19 protein-coding genes are annotated in these 20241 nt (G+C 63.4%); 15 read left to right on the forward strand and 4 right to left on the reverse strand.

Annotated features, from left to right (window positions below; genetic code table 11):
- Positions 1-128: 128 nt before the first annotated feature.
- Both ACLRDN_RS16390 and ACLRDN_RS16395 read left to right on the forward strand, forming a co-directional pair.
- Entirely contained in the window at positions 129-866 is a 738-nt protein-coding gene (locus ACLRDN_RS16390; RefSeq protein WP_413457147.1) for a protein phosphatase CheZ, read from the forward strand.
- Positions 866-2773: a chemotaxis protein CheA gene (locus ACLRDN_RS16395; RefSeq protein ID WP_413457148.1), complete on the forward strand. Its 1908-nt coding sequence runs from the start codon at positions 866-868 to the stop codon at positions 2771-2773. The genes ACLRDN_RS16390 and ACLRDN_RS16395 overlap by 1 nt, the downstream gene beginning before the upstream one ends.
- Positions 2774-2865: 92 nt before the next feature.
- Here ACLRDN_RS16395 and ACLRDN_RS16400 read toward each other — a convergent pair whose 3' ends face one another.
- A complete protein-coding gene (locus ACLRDN_RS16400) occupies positions 2866-3807 on the reverse strand; it encodes a CysB family HTH-type transcriptional regulator (protein WP_088753255.1) in 942 nt (313 codons plus the stop codon).
- Between the two features lie 171 nt (positions 3808-3978).
- Here ACLRDN_RS16400 and ACLRDN_RS16405 point away from each other — a divergent pair, with 171 nt between their 5' ends.
- The 8 genes from ACLRDN_RS16405 to ACLRDN_RS16440 all read left to right on the forward strand — a co-directional run bounded on the left by ACLRDN_RS16405 (position 3979) and on the right by ACLRDN_RS16440 (position 11294).
- Positions 3979-4752, forward strand: coding sequence for a sulfite exporter TauE/SafE family protein (locus tag ACLRDN_RS16405; protein WP_039784894.1), 774 nt, complete (start codon positions 3979-3981; stop codon positions 4750-4752).
- 63 nt (positions 4753-4815) lie between these two features.
- Positions 4816-6513 (forward strand): nitrite/sulfite reductase, encoded by a 1698-nt coding sequence (locus ACLRDN_RS16410; RefSeq protein WP_413457149.1) that lies wholly within the window; start codon positions 4816-4818, stop codon positions 6511-6513.
- Entirely contained in the window at positions 6506-7033 is a 528-nt protein-coding gene (locus ACLRDN_RS16415; RefSeq protein ID WP_413457150.1) for a DUF934 domain-containing protein, read from the forward strand. The genes ACLRDN_RS16410 and ACLRDN_RS16415 overlap by 8 nt, the downstream gene beginning before the upstream one ends.
- 38 nt (positions 7034-7071) lie before the next feature.
- Complete coding sequence (locus ACLRDN_RS16420) at positions 7072-7803, forward strand: phosphoadenylyl-sulfate reductase (protein ID WP_413457151.1); 732 nt, start codon at positions 7072-7074, stop codon at positions 7801-7803.
- Positions 7804-7851: 48 nt separating this feature from the next.
- Positions 7852-8787, forward strand: a complete 936-nt coding sequence (cysD, locus tag ACLRDN_RS16425) for a sulfate adenylyltransferase subunit CysD (RefSeq protein WP_034335061.1) — start codon at positions 7852-7854, stop codon at positions 8785-8787.
- Positions 8787-10118: a sulfate adenylyltransferase subunit 1 gene (locus ACLRDN_RS16430; protein WP_413457152.1), complete on the forward strand. Its 1332-nt coding sequence runs from the start codon at positions 8787-8789 to the stop codon at positions 10116-10118. Before cysD ends, ACLRDN_RS16430 begins: the two co-directional genes overlap by 1 nt.
- Before the next feature lie 37 nt (positions 10119-10155).
- The gene (cobA, locus tag ACLRDN_RS16435; RefSeq protein ID WP_413457153.1) at positions 10156-10917 is read left to right on the forward strand and encodes a uroporphyrinogen-III C-methyltransferase; all 762 of its coding nucleotides are present in this window, start codon (positions 10156-10158) and stop codon (positions 10915-10917) included.
- 5 nt (positions 10918-10922) lie between these two features.
- Positions 10923-11294 (forward strand): tRNA-binding protein, encoded by a 372-nt coding sequence (locus tag ACLRDN_RS16440; protein ID WP_413457154.1) that lies wholly within the window; start codon positions 10923-10925, stop codon positions 11292-11294.
- Between the two features lie 73 nt (positions 11295-11367).
- On the opposite strand, the gene ACLRDN_RS16445 is transcribed toward ACLRDN_RS16440, so the two are convergent.
- The 3 genes from ACLRDN_RS16445 to lptF are packed head-to-tail and all read right to left on the reverse strand — an operon-like array spanning position 11368 to position 14064.
- Positions 11368-11751 (reverse strand): sirohydrochlorin chelatase, encoded by a 384-nt coding sequence (locus ACLRDN_RS16445; RefSeq protein WP_286869539.1) that lies wholly within the window; start codon positions 11749-11751, stop codon positions 11368-11370.
- Positions 11752-11801: 50 nt separating this feature from the next.
- A complete protein-coding gene (gene lptG, locus ACLRDN_RS16450; protein WP_413457155.1) occupies positions 11802-12932 on the reverse strand; it encodes an LPS export ABC transporter permease LptG in 1131 nt (376 codons plus the stop codon).
- 1 nt (position 12933) lies between these two features.
- A complete protein-coding gene (gene lptF, locus ACLRDN_RS16455; protein WP_413457156.1) occupies positions 12934-14064 on the reverse strand; it encodes an LPS export ABC transporter permease LptF in 1131 nt (376 codons plus the stop codon).
- A 166-nt stretch (positions 14065-14230) separates the two neighbouring features.
- Here lptF and ACLRDN_RS16460 point away from each other — a divergent pair, with 166 nt between their 5' ends.
- The 5 genes from ACLRDN_RS16460 (at position 14231) to ACLRDN_RS16480 (ending at position 20203) form a co-directional block, all read left to right on the forward strand.
- On the forward strand, positions 14231-15751 hold the full coding sequence (locus tag ACLRDN_RS16460) for a leucyl aminopeptidase (RefSeq protein ID WP_413457157.1): 1521 nt from the start codon (positions 14231-14233) through the stop codon (positions 15749-15751).
- A 140-nt stretch (positions 15752-15891) separates the two neighbouring features.
- Complete coding sequence (locus tag ACLRDN_RS16465; protein ID WP_413457158.1) at positions 15892-16761, forward strand: dienelactone hydrolase family protein; 870 nt, start codon at positions 15892-15894, stop codon at positions 16759-16761.
- Positions 16762-16916: 155 nt separating this feature from the next.
- A complete protein-coding gene (locus ACLRDN_RS16470; protein ID WP_413457159.1) occupies positions 16917-18029 on the forward strand; it encodes an alkene reductase in 1113 nt (370 codons plus the stop codon).
- A gap of 152 nt (positions 18030-18181) precedes the next feature.
- Positions 18182-18949 carry a MipA/OmpV family protein gene (locus ACLRDN_RS16475; RefSeq protein WP_413457160.1) on the forward strand — a complete coding sequence of 256 codons (768 nt, stop codon included), beginning with the start codon at positions 18182-18184 and terminating at the stop codon, positions 18947-18949.
- A gap of 681 nt (positions 18950-19630) precedes the next feature.
- On the forward strand, positions 19631-20203 hold the full coding sequence (locus ACLRDN_RS16480; RefSeq protein ID WP_413457161.1) for an FxDxF family PEP-CTERM protein: 573 nt from the start codon (positions 19631-19633) through the stop codon (positions 20201-20203).
- The last annotated feature ends 38 nt before the right edge of the window (positions 20204-20241 follow it).

Below are 20241 nucleotides of genomic sequence, written 5' to 3' on the forward strand. Positions count from 1 at the left end.
TATTTGTCTGATATCGGGGCAGGGGTGGTGGCTGTGCCTCCCGGAACGACGCATTAGATCCGCCTACGGGCAACTTTGCACAGCAGTGCGCCGACGAGCGCACACCTTTGTTGGGAGAATCAGTAATCATGAGCGACGACGTTGATCTGGAAGCATTGTTTGACGAAATTTCCTCGCAGACGCTACCGGGCATGACCGCCGAACCGGCGGCTGCGGCCGCCGCCGGCACCGAGGAAGCGGCTGGAAGCGAACAGGAGGACCAGAGCGACAAGCCCATGTATGAACGCCTGGGCGGTATCGTGCGCCTGCTGCACGACTCCATGCGCGAGCTGGGCTATGACCGTTCGCTGACCGACGTGGCCGAACAGATCGGGGATGCCCAGAGCCGTCTGGAACACATCGCCACCCTCACCGAGCAGGCCGCCAACAAGGTGCTCAATGCCCTGGATTCGGGCATGCCCGCCCAGGACCGCCTGCAGGAGCAAGCCAAGGACATCAATGCCCGCTGGACCAAACTCTATGCCGGCCAGATGAGCATCGACGAATTCAAGGCACTGGCAGGCGACTCACAGAAGTTTTCCAACGCCGTGCTGGAATCGACCGAGGCCGAAAAGGCGCGCATGCTGGAAATCATGATGGCCCAGGACTTCCAGGACATCACCGGCCAGCTGATCAAGAAGATCGTGGCCATCACCGCCAGTGCCGAGCGCGAACTGGCGCAGTTGCTGCGTGACAATGCACCGCCGGAAGTCAAGGCTCAGATCGATGCCGACAAACCGGTCACCCTGATGAATGGTCCGTCCGTCGGCGGCACGGCCATGGGTCAGGACGATGTGGACGACTTACTCGATAGCCTGGGGTTCTAATGGATGACGAAATGCTCAAGGATTTTGTCGTTGAAGCGTTGGAGCTCGCCACCAACGTGGAAGAGCACCTGCTGACGCTGGAACGACATCCTGATGACCTTGAAATCCTCAACGCGGTCTTCCGCGCATTCCACACCATCAAGGGTGGCGCCGGGTTCGTGAACCTGCCGGCCATGGTGTCGGCCTGCCACCTGACCGAAAACCTGTTCGATGCGCTGCGCACCGGCAAGGCCCCGGTCACGCCCCTGGCCATCGAAGCGGCACTGCAGGCCAGCGGCTTCGTGGCCGACCAGTTGAACGAATTGTCCAACGGCGCCGCACCCGACAGCCTGGCCTCGATGCCGGCTGAACTCAAAGATATCCTGACCCAGGCCATCGAAGGCAAGAGCGAAGCTCCGGCCCCCGCTGCGGCTGCAGCTGCGCCTGCCCCGGCGGCAGCGGCACCCGCGGCCGCGCCTGTGGCGGCTCCCGCTGCTGCGGCCAGCGTCGATGGCAGTGCCAGCGTGATGAAGGATGGCGAACTGGACTGGCCCGCGCTGTACCAGGCGCTGGTGCCCGGTGCTGCCGTGGCTGCCCCGGCGGCTGCCGAAAGCAGCGCCAGCGCCGCCCCGGCCGCGCCTGCGGCGGCTCCCACTGCTGCCGCACCGGCCGCTGCCGCCGATGGCGAGCCCAAAGCCGCCGCCCCGGCACAGCAGAATCGCCGCTCCACCGACTCCCCAGGCGGAGCCAAGGAAGAAAGCATCCGTATCGATGCCGTCAAGCTGGATGCCCTGCTGGAAGTGGCCGGTGAATCGGTGCAGGCGGCCAACCAGGCGGCCGTGCTGCTGGAAAAGCTGCAGCAGTTCAAGTTCGAAGGCACCGCTGCGGCACTCATGTCGACCCTGGCCGAAACCCTGGGCCGCGCCTCGCGCTACTCCAGCGAACTGCAACGCGCCACGCTTTCGACCCGCATGCAGCCGGTGGGCCGCCTGTTCCAGAAATTCCCCCGACTGGTGCGCGAACTGGCCAAGGACCTGGGCAAGGACGTGGACCTGGTCATCACCGGTGCCGAAACCGAAGTCGACCGCGTGGTGGTGGACAGCCTCTACGACCCGCTGGTGCACATGCTGCGCAACTCGCTGGACCACGGCATCGAAGTGGACCGCGCCGCCGCCGGCAAGCCCAACAAGGCCACCATCTCGCTCAACGCCTGGCAGGCCGGCAGCAGCGTCATGATCGAAGTCTTCGATGACGGCAAGGGCATGGACCCCGACATGCTGCGCAGCAAGGCGCTGGCCAAGGGCCTCATCAACGAGCACCAGGCGCTGACCGCTGATGAAGCCTTGCAGCTGGTGTTCCTGCCAGGTTTCTCGACCAAGGAAGTGGCTTCCAGCGTCTCCGGACGCGGCGTGGGCATGGACGTGGTCAAGACGGCGGTGGAAAAGCACCGCGGTACCATCCGCATCGAATCCACGATTGGCAAGGGGACCAAGTTCTCGATCCGCCTGCCCATCGAACTGTCGATCATCCCGACCATGCTGGTGCGCTGCGCCGGTGCCCCGCTGGCCCTGCCGATGGCGGTGGTGGAGCGCGTGGTCGAACTGCCAGAGACCTTCGACGAAGTCGGCGGCGCCCCGGTGCTGCGCGACCAAGGCCGTCCGCTGCCGGTCAACTCCCTGGCCGGCGTGCTGGGCTACGAGCCGGGCAATGAGCGCGTGGGTATCGTCATGGCGGTTCCCCATCCCTACATCCTGGGCGTGGAATCGGTGGAAGGCACGGCCGACCTGGTGATCAAGCCGCTGACCGCCATCCACACCGCCGGCATCACCGGCACGGCCCGTTCGGCCGAAGGTGAACTGGTGCTGGTGGTGGGCTTGTCCTTCCTGCTCGATGGCTGCCGCGACCTGGAGCGCACGGCGGTGGCATAAGGCTTGCGCCGAGCGCTGCAAACGCAAACGGCCGGATCTGCAAGGATCCGGCCGTTTTGCTTGCGGCTGGTGCGCTTTATGAGCGCGGGGACTTATAGTTCATACATGTCCTTCTCCCCCTCCATGACCTGCGCAATCAGCTTGCGATTGAGGGTGGGGGCCAGCAATTCGATGAAGGTATAGACATATCCCCGCAAATACGCGCCTTGCTTCAGGGCCACGCGCGAGACATTGGTGCCGAACAGGTGGCCGGCAGGGATGGCACGCAAGCCTCGGTCGCGCTCGGCATCGAAGGCGATGCCGGCAATGATGCCCACGCCCATGCCCAGCTCCACGTAGGTCTTGATGACGTCGGCATCGATGGCTTCGAGCACCACGTCGGGCTTCAGGTGCCGCAGCGAGAAGGCGTGGTCGATCTTGCTGCGGCCGCTGAAGGCGGAGTCATAGGTAATGAGCGGATTGCCGGCGATCTCTTCGAGCGTGAGGCTCTTGGACTGCAGCAAGGGGTGATCCGGCGGCACCACCACCACGTGCTCCCACTGATAACAAGGCAGCGAGACCAGGCCTTCGCCTGACGCCAGCGCTTCAGTAGCGATGGCAATGTCCGCCTGGTCGTTGCGCACCATCTCGGTGATCTGCTTGGGGTTACCCTGCAGCAATGAAAGATGCACTTTGGGATACTTCTGGGTGAAGGCCTGCACCACCTTGGGCAGTGCATAGCGCGCCTGGGTGTGGGTGGTGGCGATGGTGAAACTGCCGCTGTCATGGGCGGCAAATTCCTTGCCGATGCGCTTCAAGCCATCCACTTCCTGCATGATCAGCTCCACCGAGCGCAGCACCGCCCGGCCCGGCTCGGTCAGGCCACGGATGCGCTTGCCGTGGCGGGTGAAGATGTCCACGCCGAGCTCTTCTTCCAGCTCGATGATGGCCTTGGAGACCCCCGGCTGCGAGGTGTAGAGCGCCTTGGCGGCCTCGGTGAGGTTGAAGTTCTGCCTTACCGCTTCGCGAACGAAACGGAACTGATGAAGATTCATGTGGGAATTCCTTCGCTTCTACGTAGTCAGCGGGCGGCGCCCGGCGCCTGCCCTGCCTGCTTCATTTGCCGCATTTCCATATGCCAAAGGCGTATATAAGCAAATAAATACTATGTAGTTTGGTTTGAAACATAAGTTTATTACGATTCGCAGACTAATGGGCGAGGTGTTATGACTGTTTCTTATGTAGTAAGCGGATTTGCCGTAGGACTGCTGGTCGGACTGACCGGGGTCGGTGGCGGCTCGCTCATGACACCGCTGTTGACCTTGCTGTTCGGCATTCATCCGTCGGTAGCCGTGGGCACCGACCTGGCTTTCGCGTCCGCGACCAAGACTGCCGGCACCCTGGCCCACCGATTCAAGGGCACGGTACGCTGGGACGTGGTGCGCCGCCTCTCTTATGGCGCCCTGCCGGCTGCACTCGTGACCACCCTGCTTCTGAAGCATTTTGGTGCCGTCAGTGACGGCATTGCGCTGACCATCCGCTATTCGATTGCGATCTCGGTGTTCCTGACCGTGGTGGCCCTGCTCTTCCGCGCACGCATGCAAGCCTGGCTCAATGCCCATCCGCAGCGCCAGCTGCAGGGTGCCACGCTGGCCAACGCCACCATCGCCGCCGGTGCCCTGCTGGGCACGCTGGTGACCATTTCTTCCATCGGTGCCGGCGCCGTGGGCGCGACCTTGCTCGTGTTGCTGTATCCTCGCCTGTCTCCGGCGGAGATTGCCGGTACCGACATTGCCTATGCCGTGCCGCTGACCGCGATTGCGGCGCTGGGCCACTGGTGGCTGGGTTCGATCAACTGGGAACTGCTGGTGACCTTGTTGCTGGGATCGGTGCCGGGCATCACCATCGGATCGCTCGCGGCGCGAGCGGTGCCGGAGAAATTCTTGCGCGGCCTGCTGGCCATTACGCTGACGAGCGTTGCAGTCAAGCTGATTTGGTAGGCTCATTTTCAATCGGGCGCACCCTGATCCGGTCGCCCATAAGACGTTAACAGGGAAGACAAGATGTACCGCTATGACCAATACGATCACCTGATCGTCAAAGAGCGAGTTGCACAATACCGGGACCAGGTGCGCCGTCGCCTGTCCGATGAGCTGGCCGAAGACGAATTCCGCATCCTGCGTCTGCAGAACGGGCTCTACCTGCAACGCCATGCCTACATGCTGCGCATCGCCATTCCCTACGGCATGCTGGCCTCCAATCAACTGCGCAAGTTTGCCGAGATCGCCGTCAAGTACGACCGCGGCTATGGTCACTTCACCACCCGCCAGAACATCCAGTTCAACTGGATCAAGCTGGAAGAGTCGCCTGAAATCCTGGAACAGCTGGCCAGCGTCGAAATGCACGCCATCCAGACCTCCGGCAACTGCATCCGCAACACCACCTCCGACGAACTGGCCGGTGTGGCCGCCGACGAAATCGTCGATCCGCGCCCCTACGCCGAACTGATCCGCGAGTGGAGCACCTTCCACCCCGAGTTCGCCTACCTGCCGCGCAAGTTCAAGATCGCCATCAGCGGCGCTGCCGAAGACCGCGCCGCGACTGCTGTGCATGACATCGGCCTGCACGTCATCAAGAACGAAGCCGGCGAAGTCGGCTTCCGCGTGCTGGTCGGCGGCGGCATGGGCCGCACCCCCATCCTGGGCAGCGTGATCCGTGATTTCCTGCCCTGGAAGCACGCCATGTCCTACCTCGAAGCGATCCTGCGCGTCTACAACCAGCACGGCCGCCGTGACAACATGTACAAGGCCCGTATCAAGATCCTGGTCAAGGCCATCGGCCCTGAAGAATTCGCGCGTCAGGTCGAAGCCGAATGGGCCGACATCAAGGACGGCCCCTCCACCCTGACCGAAGAAGAACTGCAGCGCGTGGCCAAGTTCTTCACCGACCCTGCCTACGACACCCTGCCGGCGGTAGATGCGGAATATGAACGCCTGAAGGCCGAAGACCGTGGCTTCGCCAACTGGATCAAGCGCAACGTCAAGGCGCACAAGCAGGCCGGCTATGCCGCCGTGCTCCTGTCGCTCAAAAAACCGGGCGTGCCCCCGGGCGACATCACTGCCGACCAGATGAACTTCGTGGCCGACCTGGCCGATCAATACAGCTTCGGCGAACTGCGCGTGACCCACGAACAGAACCTGGTGCTGGCCGACGTCAAGCAATCCGACCTGTATGCGCTGTGGAAGGCTGCCAAGTCGCATGGCCTGGCTACGCCCAACATTGGCCTCTTGACCGACATCATCTGCTGCCCCGGCGGCGACTTCTGCTCGCTGGCCAATGCCAAGTCGATCCCGATCGCCCAGGCCATTGCCGAGAAGTTCGAGAACATCGACTTCCAGCATGACATCGGCGACATCGAACTGAACATCTCCGGTTGCATCAACGCCTGCGGCCACCACCACGTGGGCAACATCGGCATCCTGGGCGTGGACAAGGATGGTTCCGAGTGGTACCAGGTGTCGCTGGGCGGTGCCCAGGGCAACGAGTCGTCGATCGGCAAGATCATCGGCCCCTCGTTCTCGGCCACCCAGATGCCCACCGTGATCGACCGCCTGCTGCAGGTGTACGTCAAGCAGCGCACCGAAGAAGAACGCTTCATCGACACCGTGCGCCGCATCGGTGTGACCCCGTTCAAGGAATTCGTTTACGCAACGCCGATCCGTTCGGCCGAGTATGTCGCAGGAGAAGACGCAAATGCCTGAAATCATCAAGAACAAGACCGTCGTCAGCGACGACTGGACCGTCCTGCGCCTGGCTGAAGGCGACACCGCAGAGACCGTGACCGTGCCGCAAGGCCGCGTGATCGTGCCGCTGAAGGTATGGCAGGCCCAGGGCGATGCCCTGAAGTCGCGCGCCGAGATTGGCGTCTGGCTGGCCAGCGATGAGCGCGCCGAAGAACTGAAGGGCCAGTTGAACAGCTTCAAGGTCGTGGCCGTGGACTTCCCCAAGTTTGCCGACGGCCGTGGCTATTCCATCGCCTACAACCTGCGTGCCCGCCTGGGCTACACGGGCGAACTGCGCGCCATCGGCGACGTGCTGCGCGACCAGCTGTTCTACATGCAGCGCGTAGGCTTTGACGCCTTCGCCGTGCGTGCCGACAAGAACATCCACGATGCCGTCAAGGGCCTGACCGACTTCTCCGAGAAGTACCAGACCTCCTGGGACGAGAAGAACCCGCTGTTCCGCCGCGTCAAGCGCGAAACCGTGCAGACCGCCGACTGAACCGCTGAACCGAGATTGTGAAGAAGGAAGGACAGCCCATGGCTACCCCAGGCTTGCAAGACCTCATCGCCAAGACCCAGGCCACGCTGGAACGCATCGCCGCCGAGTACGCCCCGGCGGCGCTGGCCTCCAGCCTGGCGGCCGAAGACATGGTGCTGACCGACCTGATCCTGCGCGGCAAGCTGCAGGACAAGATCAGCATCTTCACCTTGGAAACCGGCCGCCTGCACAAGGAAACCGTAGGCATGCTGGACCGCATCCGCGAGACCTACCATTACGAGGTCGCGCCCTATCGCCCCCAGCCTGAAGCGGTGGAAGCCTACGTGCAGAAGAACGGCGCCAACGCCTTCTACGACAGCGTGGAACTGCGCAAGGAGTGCTGCCACATCCGCAAGATGGAGCCGCTCAATCGCGCCCTGCAGGGCAAGGCTTCGTGGGTCACCGGCCAGCGCCGCGCGCAATCGGTCACACGGGCCGAACTGCACGTGCAGGAACGGGACGAAGCCCACGGCATGGAGAAGTTCAACCCCCTGGCCGACTGGTCCGAACAGGACGTATGGGACTACATCCGCGCCAACGACGTGCCCTACAATCCTCTGCACGACCAAGGCTACCCTTCCATCGGCTGCGAGCCCTGTACCCGGGCCATCCAGCCCGGTGAAGATATTCGCGCCGGCCGCTGGTGGTGGGAGAATCCCGACTCCAAGGAATGCGGCCTGCACGTGGTCGACGGCAAATTGGTGCGCATCAAGGCGCATGCGGCCAACTGAACCAGGATTCAATCAAAGCAAAACAAGCAACGCATCGGAAGGTCCGGCATGAACACTGCGGTAGACACCCTCTTTTTGGACAACGCCAGCAACCGTCACCTCGACTGGCTGGAATCGGAAGCCATCCACATCATGCGCGAGGTCGCGGCCGAGTGCAGCAACCCGGCGCTGCTGTTCTCCGGCGGCAAGGATTCGGTGGTGCTGCTGCGCATCGCCGAGAAGGCCTTCCGCCCCGGCAAATTCCCCTTCCCGCTGGTGCACATCGACACCGGCCACAACTTCCCGGAAGTCATCGAATTCCGTGACCGCCGCGCCGCTGAACTGGGCGAGCGCCTGGTGGTGCGTTCGGTGGAAGATTCGATCAAGCGCGGCACCGTGCGCCTGCGCAATCCGCAAACCGATTCGCGCAACGCTGCGCAAGCCGTGACGCTCCTGGAAACCATCGAAGAATTCAAGTTCGACGCCTGTATCGGCGGCGCACGCCGTGATGAAGAAAAGGCCCGCGCCAAGGAACGCATCTTTTCCTTCCGCGACGAATTCGGCCAATGGAACCCCAAGGCCCAGCGCCCCGAGCTGTGGGACCTGTATAACACCCGCGTGCATCCGGGCGAGAACATGCGCGTCTTCCCCATCTCGAACTGGACCGAGCTGGACGTGTGGCAGTACATCGCCCGTGAAAAGCTGGCCCTGCCCTCGATCTACTTTGCCCATGAGCGCGAGGTGATCCCGCGCAATGGCCTGCTGGTGCCGCTGACCGACCTCACCCCGGCGCGCGAAGGCGAGACTGTGGAGAAGCAGGTCGTGCGCTTCCGCACCGTGGGCGACATCTCCTGCACCTGCCCGGTGTCTTCCGATGCCGCTTCGGTGGAAGCCATCATCGCCGAGACCGCAGTGACCCAGATTACCGAGCGCGGCGCGACCCGCATGGACGACCAGACGTCCGAAGCCTCGATGGAAAAACGCAAGAAGGAAGGATATTTCTGATGAACGCCGCCGCAACCCAAGCACAACTGGCCCAGGCCTCCGCGCAACCGCACGAACGCGGCCTGCTGCGCTTCATCACCGCCGGTTCCGTGGACGATGGCAAGAGCACCCTGATCGGCCGCCTGCTGTTCGACAGCAAGGGCATCTTCGCCGACCAGCTCGACGCCATCTCGCGCGCCAAACACAAGCGCACCGTGGGCGACACGGTGGACCTGTCGCTGCTCACCGATGGCCTGGAAGCCGAGCGCGAGCAAGGCATCACCATCGACGTGGCCTATCGCTACTTCGCCACCCCCAAGCGCAAGTTCATCATCGCCGATACCCCGGGCCATGAGCAGTACACCCGCAACATGGTGACTGGTGCCTCGACCGCTGACGCGGTGATCATCCTGGTGGACGTGTCCAAGGTGAAGCTGGGCGAGAATGGCAGCGTGGAGCTGCTGACCCAGACCAAGCGCCACTCCACCATCGCCCACCTGCTGCAGATCCAGCATGTGATCGTGGCCGTCAACAAGATGGACCTGGTGGATTACGACCAGACCGTCTATGACCGCATCGTCGGCGCTTACCAGCAGTTCGCCCAGCAGCTGGGCTTGAAGGATGTGCACGCCATTCCGCTGTCGGCGCTGGCCGGCGACAACGTGGTGGAGGCCAGCGCGCGCATGCCCTGGTACCAGGGTCCGACGCTGATCACCCTGCTGGAGTCGCTGTCGGTCTATGAAGATGCGCACGAGGAAGCCTTCCGCTTCCCGGTACAGCTGGTAGCACGCCACAACGGCCATGAAGCCAATGACTTCCGTGGCTACATGGGCCGCATCGAGGCCGGCAAGGTGGCCAAGGGCGACAAGCTGGTGGTGCTGCCCAGCGGCCAGAGCGCCACCGTCAAGGACATCCAGACCCTGGACGGTTCGCTGGAATCGGCCACGGCCGGCCAGTCAGTGACCCTCCTGCTGGACGAATACCTGGACATCTCGCGCGGCGACCTGCTGGCCGCCGAGGCACAGCCGTCCACCATCCTGAAGACCATCAACGCGGATGTGTGCTGGCTCTCCGAAGAACCGCTGGACCTGCGCCGCAAGTACTGGCTCAAGCACACCACCAAGCAGGTAGCCGCGCGCGTGGCCAAGGTCGATACGCTCTTGGACATCAACACCCAGGAACGCCGTCCTGCCGACACGCTCAAGCTCAACGACATCGCCCGCATCAGCGTGAACGTGCAGCAGCCCATCGCGGCCGATGCCTATCAGGACATCCGCGCCACCGGTGCCTTCATCCTGATCGACGAAGTGAGCCACCAGACGGTGGCCGCTGGTATGATTCGGATCGACTGAATTTCCTTCGATCCGCAATCGTCTCTTCGACCAGGCCATGGCCACCCAACAGGCAGCGACTTCACCTTCTCCCGATACACCCGCCCCCAGCCCGGAACACCCGGGCATGGTGTGGCTGATCGGCTCCGGTCCCGGGGCCGCTGACCTGTTGACGGTACGCGCTGCGCGCCTGCTGGCGCAGGCCGACATCGTGCTGCACGATGCCCTGGTCACCGAAGAGATCCTGGCCCTGTGCCCGCAAGCCATGCAGGTGTCGGTCGGCAAGCGCAGCGGCCAGCGTTCCACGGCCCAGCCCGTCATCAACCAGAAGCTGGTCGAAGCTGCGCAGCAGTATCGCCGCGTGGTGCGCCTCAAAGGCGGCGACCCCATGCTCTTCGGCCGTGCCGATGAAGAGATGCGGGCGCTTGAAGCCAATAACATCCCCTACGAAATCGTCCCCGGCATTACGGCCGCACTGGCAGCCGCCTCGGCCGCCAAGCGTCCGCTCACGCGGCGCGGCATTGCGCGCAGCGTCTCGCTGTTCACCTCCAGCACGGGTGTGGACGAGCCGGATGAAGTGCGCATGCCCAATGGCGATACGCTGGTGCAGTACATGGGCGGGCGCGAAGCCACGGCCACCGCGCAACGCCTGCTGGCGCTGGGCCATGCGCCCGATACGCCGGTGGTGGTGGTGGAGAACTGCAGCCGTCCTGACCAGCACATCTACCATCTGCAACTGGCTGGTCTTGAAGCCGGGCTGCAGGCCTGCAGCGGGCCGGTGCTGGTGATGATCGGCCCGGCGCTGGCGGATCGGGACTGAAGCTCATGCACCTGCTCCACGACCCCGCGGCCCCTGCTGCTGCTGCCATCGATTTCGAGACCTTCCTCAAGGTCGATATCCGCATCGGCACCATCATCGCTGCAGATGCCTTCCCTGAAGCACGCAAGCCCGCGTTCAAACTGAAGATCGATTTCGGCCCGGGCATCGGTGTGCGCCAGAGCAGCGCCCAGATCACCACCCACTACACGCTGGAGCAGCTGGTCGGCCGCCAGGTGGCGGCGGTAGTGAATTTCCCGCCGCGCCAGATCGGCAAGTTCATGTCGGAAGTCCTGACGCTGGGCTTTCCTGACGCCCTGGGCGAGGTAGTGTTGTTCAAGCCCGACCAGGCCGTGCCTAACGGCGCCCGCCTGTTCTGAAGGGCTCACGCCCACGCAAAAAAAATGGCCCGTTTCCGGGCCATCGTCGCATCCAGGATTGCTGACCGCCGGATCAGCTATTGACCGTCCCCACGCAATACGCCGCAATGGCCTGCAATACCGCCTCATCCTCGCCAACCGCAGCGACGGTGCGCACTTCCACACCCGGATGCGCCTGGCGCAATTGCTCCAGCAATTCCGGCAAATCACGGCGCACGTGCCCGCCCTGCCCCAGGAACACCGGAATGACAGTCACGCGCCGGCTGCCGGCGGCGATCTGCCGCGCCGCCACGGTCGGCAGGTCCGGCTGCATCAGTTCCAGGAAGGCCAGCTCCACGCTGGTCCCCGGCATGGCTGCCTGTGTCAGCGCACGCAGGCGTTCGAAAGGCGCGGCCCAAGCGGGGTCGCGAGCGCCGTGGGCGAACAGGATCAGGCTTTGGGAAGTGGCTTGGCTCATGATGTGCAACAGTCTTTCAGGCTAAATGAACGGGATCGCAAAACGAACACTCAGGTCCGCTCCACCCACCACAGCGCGCCAATGGCCAGCACCATGAACAGCAAACTGGGCAAAGCCGCCGTCATGAAGGCTGGCCAGGTATTGAGCAGGCCCAGGTGGGAAAACAGGCTGTTGATGAGCTGGAAGCACACGCCGATCATGATGCCGGTGAAAATCTTCAGGCTCACGCCACCGGCGCGGAAATGCAGGTAGGCAAACGGCAAGGCCAGCGCCAGCATCACGAAGATCGACAGCGGATAGACGATCTTCTTCCAGAAGGCGATCTCGTAACGGTCAGTACGCTGGTTGTTGGCTTCCAGGTGCTTGGTGTAGGCCAGCAGGTCATAGGCCGACATGCGGTCCGGATCGGCGAAGAGCACCGAGAGGATTTCCGGTGTCACCTCCGAGACCAGCTTCATCTGCGCAATCTTGACGCTCTTGACCGGTTCGGTGATCTTGCGGTCACGGCCGCCGGTAAAATCCGACTGCACCACATCGTTGAGCACCCACTGGTGATTGCCCTCGTACATGCCGTTCTTGGCCGTGACCATGCGCGCCATGTGGAAATCAGTATCGAGCTCATAGAGCTTGACGCCTTCGATGCGGCCATCCGGCTGCACGGTCTGGATGTTGATGAAGCGGCTGCCGGTGACATTGCCTTCCAGCCCCTTGTCCTTGATCACGTCCTTGGCCCACATGCCCGAGCGGAACTGCGAGGACATCGATGCTCCCTGTGCCTGCAGCTTGAGCTTCTCGGCCCATTCGGAGGCCTTGGGCGCGATCAGCTCGCCAAACACGATGGTCAGCACCGCAAAGCCCACACCGATGCGCAAGAGCACCTTGGCCGCCATGCCGGTAGACATGCTGGAGACGCGCATGATGGTGAATTCGGAGCGTGCCGCCAGTTGCGAAAGCGTGTAGATGGTGCCGATCAGCACCGCCGTAGGCATCAGTTCATAGACATTGCCGGGCAGCCCCATGAGCACATAGAACACCGCCTGCTGCAGCTGGTAGCCATTGCGGCCGACCTGCTCCAGCTGGCCCATCATTTCGAAGAAGGCGAACAGCGCCAGGAAGGCCGCCAGCGCAAAGAGCACCGAGCGGGTGATCTCGGAGGTGAAGTAACGTTGGATGACTCTCATCTCAGGCCTCGCGCTGGAACGTCATGGCGCGGCGCACTCGGCTCCACAACCGGGATGGGTGATAGGGATGGTTGATGTTCAGGCGCAGGGCGAACATGCCCACCACCAGCAGCGCCACGATCACGTGCACCGGCCACCAGGCCATCATGAAGGTCATGCGCTGCTGCGCCACCGAGGCCTGGAACACGCTGACCGTGTTGCTGTACACCACGAACAGCAGCAAGGCCACCAGCAGCCCCAGCGAGCGCCCCGCGCGCGGATTCACGAACGACAGCGGAATGGCCAGCAGCATCAGCGCCAGCGACATGAGCGGCAGCGCAATGCGCCAGAGCAGTTCGCCGCGGGCAAAGCCGTCCTGCTTGGCCAGCAGTTCGCGCATCTGCAGTGCACGCGCCGAACGCTCACCGGCCGCAGTCTGGGACTGGTTGCCGATGAGCAGGCCATAACGCTCGAAATCGACGATCTGGAAATCGGGCAGGCTGGGCGCGCCATCGTAACGACGGCCCTTGTCCATCACGACGAACTTCTCGCCATCGGCATCGACCGTGGTTTCGCCTTCCTTGGCGACCACCACGCTGTTCTTGCCATCGGCGCTGATGGTGTTGACGAAGATGTTGCGCACCTTGGAAGCATCGCCGGAAATACCCTCGACGAAGAAGATCCGGTTGGCTGCCGCCGACTCCTGGAATTTGCCGGGGGAGACGCGGGCGATGTCCTCGCGCTGCTCGAAACGGCTGCGGTATTCGCTGCTCTGTTCATTGGCCCAGGGCGTGACCACGAAGGACAGCACCGCCACCAGCGCCATGATGGGCCAGCCGAAGCGCAGTACCGGGGCGATCCAGCGCGTGAGCGACATGCCGCAGGCGAACCAGACCACGATTTCGGAATCCTGGTAGCTGCGCGTCATCACCAGCAGCACCGAGATGAAGCCGGTGAGGATCAGGATGATGGGCATGTAGTTCAGCGACTGGAAGCCGATCAGGGCCAGTACGTCTTGCGAGGCCACCTGGCCGCCGGCGGCCTGGCCGAGGATCTTGATCAGCATCACGGTCAGCGTGATGGTGAACAGGGTAGTGAAGACCCCACCTGCGGTGCTGGTCAGTTCGCGTCTGAGGGCGCGTTGGAAAATCATGGGAAGGCTGGCTTGGTTTCTGGTGTCGGGGTCATTAACGAATGGCCTGCGCGGAGGTCCGGCGCCCGGCATCGTGTCCGAAGCTGGCTTACCTGGCAGAACTCATGCGCGCGTGGCAACGAAATGGGCTCTATAATCGCCAGGTAATTCATATAAAGGACGAACGATGGACTTTAGCACAAAAACATTGGACGCAAAAAACGCCTTGACGGGCGTAAAGACCGGCGCACTGGTCGTTGGCATCTATGAAAACCGCAAGCTGTCCAAGGCCGCCGGCGCCCTCGACAAGCTGGGCGCCATCAGCGCCGCGCTGAAGTCGGGCGACATTTCCGGCAAGCCTGGCTCGACCCTGCTGCTGCGCGGCGTGACCGGCATCGCAGCCGAACGCATCGTGCTGCTGGGCCTGGGCAACGAAGACGAGGCCGCTGACAAGAACTTTGCCGCTGCCAGCGGCGGCCTGGTGCGCGCACTGGCCACCCTGGGCTGTGACGACGCCGCCCTGGCCCTGCCCTTCGACGGCATCAAGGGCCGTGGCCTGGACTGGGCCATCCGCACCGTGGTGCTGGCCGGCCGTGACGCCGTCTATCGTTCCGACACGATGAAGAGCAAGAAGGACCCGGCGCCCACCGGCGTCAGGAAGATCACCCTGCTGGTGGCCGCCGAGCAAGGCGCCGCCGCCAAGGCCGCCCTGGGCGAAGCCGTGGCGCTGGCCAACGGCATGGCGCTGACCAAGGAACTGGGCAACCTGCCCGGTAACGTCTGCACCCCCACCTACCTGGCCACTACCGCCAAGAAGCTGGCCAAGGAATTCAAGCTGGGCGTGGAAGTGCTGGAACGCAAGCAGCTCGAAGCGCTCAAGATGGGCAGTTTCCTGTCGGTCACCAATGGCAGCGACCAGCCGCCCAAGTTCATCGTCCTGAAGCACCTGGGCGGCAAGGCCAAGGATGCGCCGGTAGTGCTGGTGGGCAAGGGCATCACCTTCGACACCGGCGGCATCTCCCTCAAGCCGGGCCTGAACATGGACGAGATGAAGTACGACATGTGCGGCGCCGCCTCGGTGCTGGGCACCTTCCGTACCATCGCCGAACTGGGCCTGAAGTTGAACGTCATCGGTGTCATCCCGACCTGCGAGAACATGCCCTCGGGCCGTGCCACCAAGCCGGGCGACATCGTCACCTCGATGTCCGGCCAGACCATCGAAGTCCTCAATACCGACGCCGAAGGCCGCCTGATCCTGTGCGACGCGCTGACCTACGTGGAGCGCTTCAAGCCGGCCGCCGTGGTCGACATCGCCACCCTGACCGGTGCCTGCGTGGTGGCCCTGGGCCATCACAACACGGGCCTGTTCACCCGCGAGGATGACACCCACGACCAGCTGGCCAACGCCCTGCTGGCGGCTGGCCGCGAAAGCGGCGACACCGCCTGGCGCATGCCCATCCAGGACGCCTACCAGGAGCAGTTGAAGTCCAACTTCGCCGACATCGCCAACATCGGCGGCCAGCCCGGCGGCAGCGTGACGGCGGCGTGCTTCCTGGAGCGCTTCACCCGCAAGTACACCTGGGCCCACCTGGACATCGCCGGCACCGCCTGGAAGAGCGGCGCGGCCAAGGGCGCCACCGGCCGCCCGGTGCCGCTGCTGACCACCTGGCTGCTCAACCAGGCGCGCGCCAAGCCGGCACGCGGCTGATGGAGCCGCGGCACGAGGACGCAACCGGCCATGCCATGACCGCCCTCCTGCCGCAGCCCTTGCCGGACGCAGGAAGACCACCGCAGCACCTCGTGCTGCGGTGGTTTTTTTTCATCTTTTTACTGGTCTTGGGCGGGACCATGCTGATCCTGCCGGAACAGGCCATCGCACAAGACGCGCCGATGCCGCCCGCACAGACCGTGCGTTTTCCTTCATCTGACGGTAAAACCACCCTTACCGGCTATCTCTACGATCCCTTTGGAGCCGGCCCCCATCCGGCCATCGTGCTGCTGCATGGGCGCGCCGGGCTTTACTCCTCGCGGGTGAACGCCGCCTGCACACAGATCGGCCCGGCCATCCCGTCCCCCTGTGATGCCGGTACGCTCTCGGCCCGCCATCTGGACTGGACGCGCTATTGGCTGGCCCGTGGCTACGTGGTCCTGCTGGTAGACAGCTTCGGTCCGCGCGGCGTGGCCCACGGTTTTGGCCGCCACACGCACGGCGCGCCCGAGCGCGCGGCCACCAATGAACTGACCGTGCGTCCGCTCGATGCTGAGGGGGCGCTGCAATGGCTGGCCACGCGCAGCGAGGTCGATGTCCGCCGCATCATGCTGCAAGGCTGGTCCAACGGCGCCAGCACGGCCTTGAACGTGATGCAGCGCCAGGCCGCGCGGCCGGCGGGCGATGTGCCGTCCTTCGCCGCCGCGCTGGTGTTCTATCCGGGATGCGGCAAGCAGGCGCTGCTGTCTTCCCACCCTGAACTGGACAAACCCGTGCAGGTCCTGCTGGGCAGTGCCGACGAGGAAGTCTCGCCAGTGACCTGCCAGCGCGTGCTGCGCCAGGCCATTGCCGTGCGCCAGGCACCGCCGCCGGTGGTCACGCTCTATCCGGGCGCCACGCATGACTTCGACGACCCGGGCCGCCTGCGCCAGTCGGTCGAGGCCAACCGCGCTGCGCGCGAAGATGTCCGGGCGCGCCTGGGCCCCTGGCTGGACCAGATCCCGCACTGAACATTACCGTTCAGCAAAATCGCGCCGACCGCCTGCAGCGCCGTACGTTCCCGACTAGACTAGGCATCTTTTTCCGGAACACGGCTGGCCCCGCCGTGGTCGGTAGCAAGGTCGACGCAGTTCATCCCATCGAATGCCAACAAGAAAGGATCAGCATGACCAACGCCAATACCAATGCCCCTCTTCACAGTGACCTCTTCAAGCCGGTACAACTGGGCGCCGTGCAATTGCAGAACCGCATCGTCATGGCTCCGCTCACCCGCAGCCGCGCCAAGGCGGGCGACGTGCCCACCGAACTGGCGGCCGACTACTATGCCCAGCGCGCAGGTGCCGGCCTGATCATCGCCGAAGCCACGCAGATCTCGCCGCAGGGCAAGGGCTATGCCTGGACTCCGGGCATCTACAACGAATCGCACGTGGCCGGCTGGAAGAAGATCACCGACGCAGTCCACGCCAAGGGCGGCCGCATCTTCCTGCAGCTGTGGCATGTGGGCCGCATCTCGCACCCTGACCTGCAGCCGGGCAACGCGCTGCCGGTGGCGCCCTCGGCCGTCAAGCCGGAGGGCAATGCCTTCACCGAGAGCGGCTTCAAGCCCTTCGTCGAACCGCGCGCGCTGGACGCCTCCGAACTGCCCGCCATCGTCGAGCAATACAAGATCGCCGCGCAGCTCTCCCTGCAGGCCGGATTCGATGGCGTGGAAATCCACGCCGCCAACGGCTATCTGCTGGACCAGTTCCTGCGCGACAAGACCAACCAGCGTACCGACAACTACGGCGGCAGCATCGAGAACCGTGCCCGCCTGCTGCTGGAAGTGGTGGAAGCAGTGACCTCGGTGATCCCCGGCGAACGCGTGGGCATCCGCCTGTCGCCCATCAGCCCGGCCAATGACATCGCCGACAGCAATCCCAAGGCCCTCTTCAGCTACGTGGTGCAACAGCTCAACCGCTACAAGCTGGTCTACCTGCACGTGGTGGAAGGCGCTACCGGCGGCCCGCGCGAAGTCGCGGATGGCTTCGACCTGCAGGTGCTGCGCGACCTCTTCAAGGGCATCTACATCGCCAACAATGGCTACGACCTGGAGATGGCCGTCAAGGCGCGCGATCGCAACCTGGCCGACCTGGTGGCCTTCGGCCGCCCGTGGATCGCCAACCCCGACCTGGTGGAGCGCTTCAAGGCCGGCGCAGCGCTGGCCGCGTTCAACCAGGCCACGCTCTATGGCGGCGGCGCCGAAGGCTACACCGACTACCCGCCCATGCAGCCATCCTGATGCAGCTAGCCGTGCCGGCCGCTTGACGCCCGGCACGAACAGCCATTGACTGCCATGGCCTGCCTTCACGGCAGGCCATTTTCGTGCACGGACCTTGCAGCGGCCCGGCGGCCCGCTACAATGCCGCTTGCCTTTCCATTCCACTGCCCATCATGAAAACAATTTTCGCCACGCTCACGCTGGCCTGCTGCGCCCTTCCGGCCCTGGCCCAGCAAACCGCGCCTACCACCGGCACGACCGATCCCCTGCAACTGCAGGACCGCCTCACCGGCGACCTCGGTGCAGGCGTCTACCGCGTCGACAGCAACGGTCCCGATGCACATCGCCACAACCAGGTGCTGCCCTATGCTTACGCCGACTACGGCCGCTTCTTTGCGCGCCTGGACACCTTCGGCGTCAAGACCGCGCGCATGGGCTACGGCTACCTGGAACTGGCCGGGCGCGTGAGCCTGGACGGCTTCGATGCCAAGCGCGGCGTGCAGCGCCGTTCGGATCCGATTCCGCTGGGCATCGGCACCTATCAGGAAACGCCCATTGGCGGCTTCTTCCTCAACGTCTTCCGCGACTTCAACAAATCGCACGGCACCCTGGCCGAAGCCATCTATGCGGCCCAGATCGATGTGGGCCCGGTGAGCTTCTACCCGCAGGTCGGCGTGGAATATCGCAGCGGCAGCTACAACGATTACTTCGTCGGCGTCTCCGCCAGCGAAGCGGCTGCCAGCGGCCTGCGCCAGTACAGCGCGGGTGCGTCCACCAGCCCCACCCTGGGCCTGGCGGCCGATGTCCCCTTGACCGGTGACTGGCACCTCAACCTGCACTGGCGCCGCAAGTGGCTGGACAACTCGGTGGCCGACAGCCCGCTGGTGCGCCGGCACACCGATGACACCGCCATCGTCGCAGTGAGCTATCGCTTCAAGTAACTCCGCTTTCCTGCCCGCCTGGGGCTGGCCGCCTGGCCTGCTGCAGGCGGCAGCGCCCGCACTTCCCTCCTTCGCTTGCTTCCCGTCTTTGATCCTGTGCTGGCTCCTGCTGCGAGCCACGCCTGGCGCAAGAGAAAATCTTTGCGTTCAAGCTGATGCGCGGACCTCATCCATATCCTCCGCACCTATTGATGAGCTTGATTTCCTTGCTAATTTTTTTCCTGTAGAGCTGAGCGCTACTGCTGAGCTTTCAATGCGTAAATAATTCCCGAATATTTACATGCGTCACTTTTTCTAACGCAAATTTTGTCCTGTTTTTCAGCACACGGGAGCCAATTCGTGTTGCCGCAAAAACTTAGTTTCCGCATCAACATAAATTGCTTCAAGAAAACCCTTATGTCATCGGAAACCCTTTACCAGAGCGACTTCCTGAATTCCTACATCACAACAGGAGTTACAGGAAAAACGTAATAATCTGTTGCAAACGTTAGTATTTTTCCATTATTCTCACTCCGTCTCCTTGAACAAAAATCACAAAGCGAGACGCGATTCCGGCCTTGCCAACATCAACAATAAAACCTGCCGGAATGCATTTCCCCCTTGCAGTGCTTTCGCAATCAGATACCAATCGAAGTACCCATCGAATACCAACCAATCAATCGAACTGGAAAGAGGTGTGTTATGAAAAAACTGTTGAGCAGTTTCCTTGTCGCGTCCGCATTTGTCGCCATGGCGTCCTCGGCTAGTGCAGCCGATCTCGAACGCACGCGCACCCTGGTCTGGACCGACGCCACGTCGACCTTCAACGCCCGCTTCGGCGATGGCACCACCGGCCAGACCTTCCTGGAGAACTTCACCTTCAACATCGGCGGCGCCGGTGGCTCGGTGTCCTCGGCCCTGGTGTCGATCGCCCTGGACGGCCTCTCGCGCGTGGGCATCAACAGCTTCACCCTGAGCGGCAATGGCCAGACCTACACCGGCACGCAAATGAGCAGCGGTGACCTGCAGACCTTCGCATTGCGCACCAACGGCCTGACTTCGGGTGCCTACACCCTGTCGGTGGCTGGTACCGTGCTGGGTTCGGCTGGCGGCAGCTTCGCCGGCAACATCAGCATCGCACCGGTACCGGAAGCCTCGACCACCGCCATGATGATCGGCGGCCTGGGCCTGATCGGCTTTGCGGCCTATCGTCGTCGCAAGGCGGGTGACAAGGGTGACAAGGCGCAGATGAATGCGCAGATGATGCCGGCGTAAGTGATGTGAACTGAAACGGAACCCGGCTTACGGGTCGT

It is taken from the genome of Herbaspirillum huttiense (genome assembly GCF_047300815.1).
GTDB classification, from domain to species: domain Bacteria; phylum Pseudomonadota; class Gammaproteobacteria; order Burkholderiales; family Burkholderiaceae_D; genus Herbaspirillum; species Herbaspirillum huttiense_A.

Bases quoted from the DNA above. Each gene is read 5' to 3' on its own strand.
- ACLRDN_RS16390 (WP_413457147.1), top strand. From the start codon at position 129: ATGAGCGACGACGTTGATCTGGAAGCATTGTTTGACGAAATTTCCTCG.
- ACLRDN_RS16395 (WP_413457148.1), top strand. From the start codon at position 866: ATGGATGACGAAATGCTCAAGGATTTTGTCGTTGAAGCGTTGGAGCTC.
- ACLRDN_RS16400 (WP_088753255.1), bottom strand. From the start codon at position 3,807: ATGAATCTTCATCAGTTCCGTTTCGTTCGCGAAGCGGTAAGGCAGAAC.
- ACLRDN_RS16405 (WP_039784894.1), top strand. From the start codon at position 3,979: ATGACTGTTTCTTATGTAGTAAGCGGATTTGCCGTAGGACTGCTGGTC.
- ACLRDN_RS16410 (WP_413457149.1), top strand. From the start codon at position 4,816: ATGTACCGCTATGACCAATACGATCACCTGATCGTCAAAGAGCGAGTT.
- ACLRDN_RS16415 (WP_413457150.1), top strand. From the start codon at position 6,506: ATGCCTGAAATCATCAAGAACAAGACCGTCGTCAGCGACGACTGGACC.
- ACLRDN_RS16420 (WP_413457151.1), top strand. From the start codon at position 7,072: ATGGCTACCCCAGGCTTGCAAGACCTCATCGCCAAGACCCAGGCCACG.
- cysD (WP_034335061.1), top strand. From the start codon at position 7,852: ATGAACACTGCGGTAGACACCCTCTTTTTGGACAACGCCAGCAACCGT.
- ACLRDN_RS16430 (WP_413457152.1), top strand. From the start codon at position 8,787: ATGAACGCCGCCGCAACCCAAGCACAACTGGCCCAGGCCTCCGCGCAA.
- cobA (WP_413457153.1), top strand. From the start codon at position 10,156: ATGGCCACCCAACAGGCAGCGACTTCACCTTCTCCCGATACACCCGCC.
- ACLRDN_RS16440 (WP_413457154.1), top strand. From the start codon at position 10,923: ATGCACCTGCTCCACGACCCCGCGGCCCCTGCTGCTGCTGCCATCGAT.
- ACLRDN_RS16445 (WP_286869539.1), bottom strand. From the start codon at position 11,751: ATGAGCCAAGCCACTTCCCAAAGCCTGATCCTGTTCGCCCACGGCGCT.
- lptG (WP_413457155.1), bottom strand. From the start codon at position 12,932: ATGAGAGTCATCCAACGTTACTTCACCTCCGAGATCACCCGCTCGGTG.
- lptF (WP_413457156.1), bottom strand. From the start codon at position 14,064: ATGATTTTCCAACGCGCCCTCAGACGCGAACTGACCAGCACCGCAGGT.
- ACLRDN_RS16460 (WP_413457157.1), top strand. From the start codon at position 14,231: ATGGACTTTAGCACAAAAACATTGGACGCAAAAAACGCCTTGACGGGC.
- ACLRDN_RS16465 (WP_413457158.1), top strand. From the start codon at position 15,892: ATGCTGATCCTGCCGGAACAGGCCATCGCACAAGACGCGCCGATGCCG.
- ACLRDN_RS16470 (WP_413457159.1), top strand. From the start codon at position 16,917: ATGACCAACGCCAATACCAATGCCCCTCTTCACAGTGACCTCTTCAAG.
- ACLRDN_RS16475 (WP_413457160.1), top strand. From the start codon at position 18,182: ATGAAAACAATTTTCGCCACGCTCACGCTGGCCTGCTGCGCCCTTCCG.
- ACLRDN_RS16480 (WP_413457161.1), top strand. From the start codon at position 19,631: ATGAAAAAACTGTTGAGCAGTTTCCTTGTCGCGTCCGCATTTGTCGCC.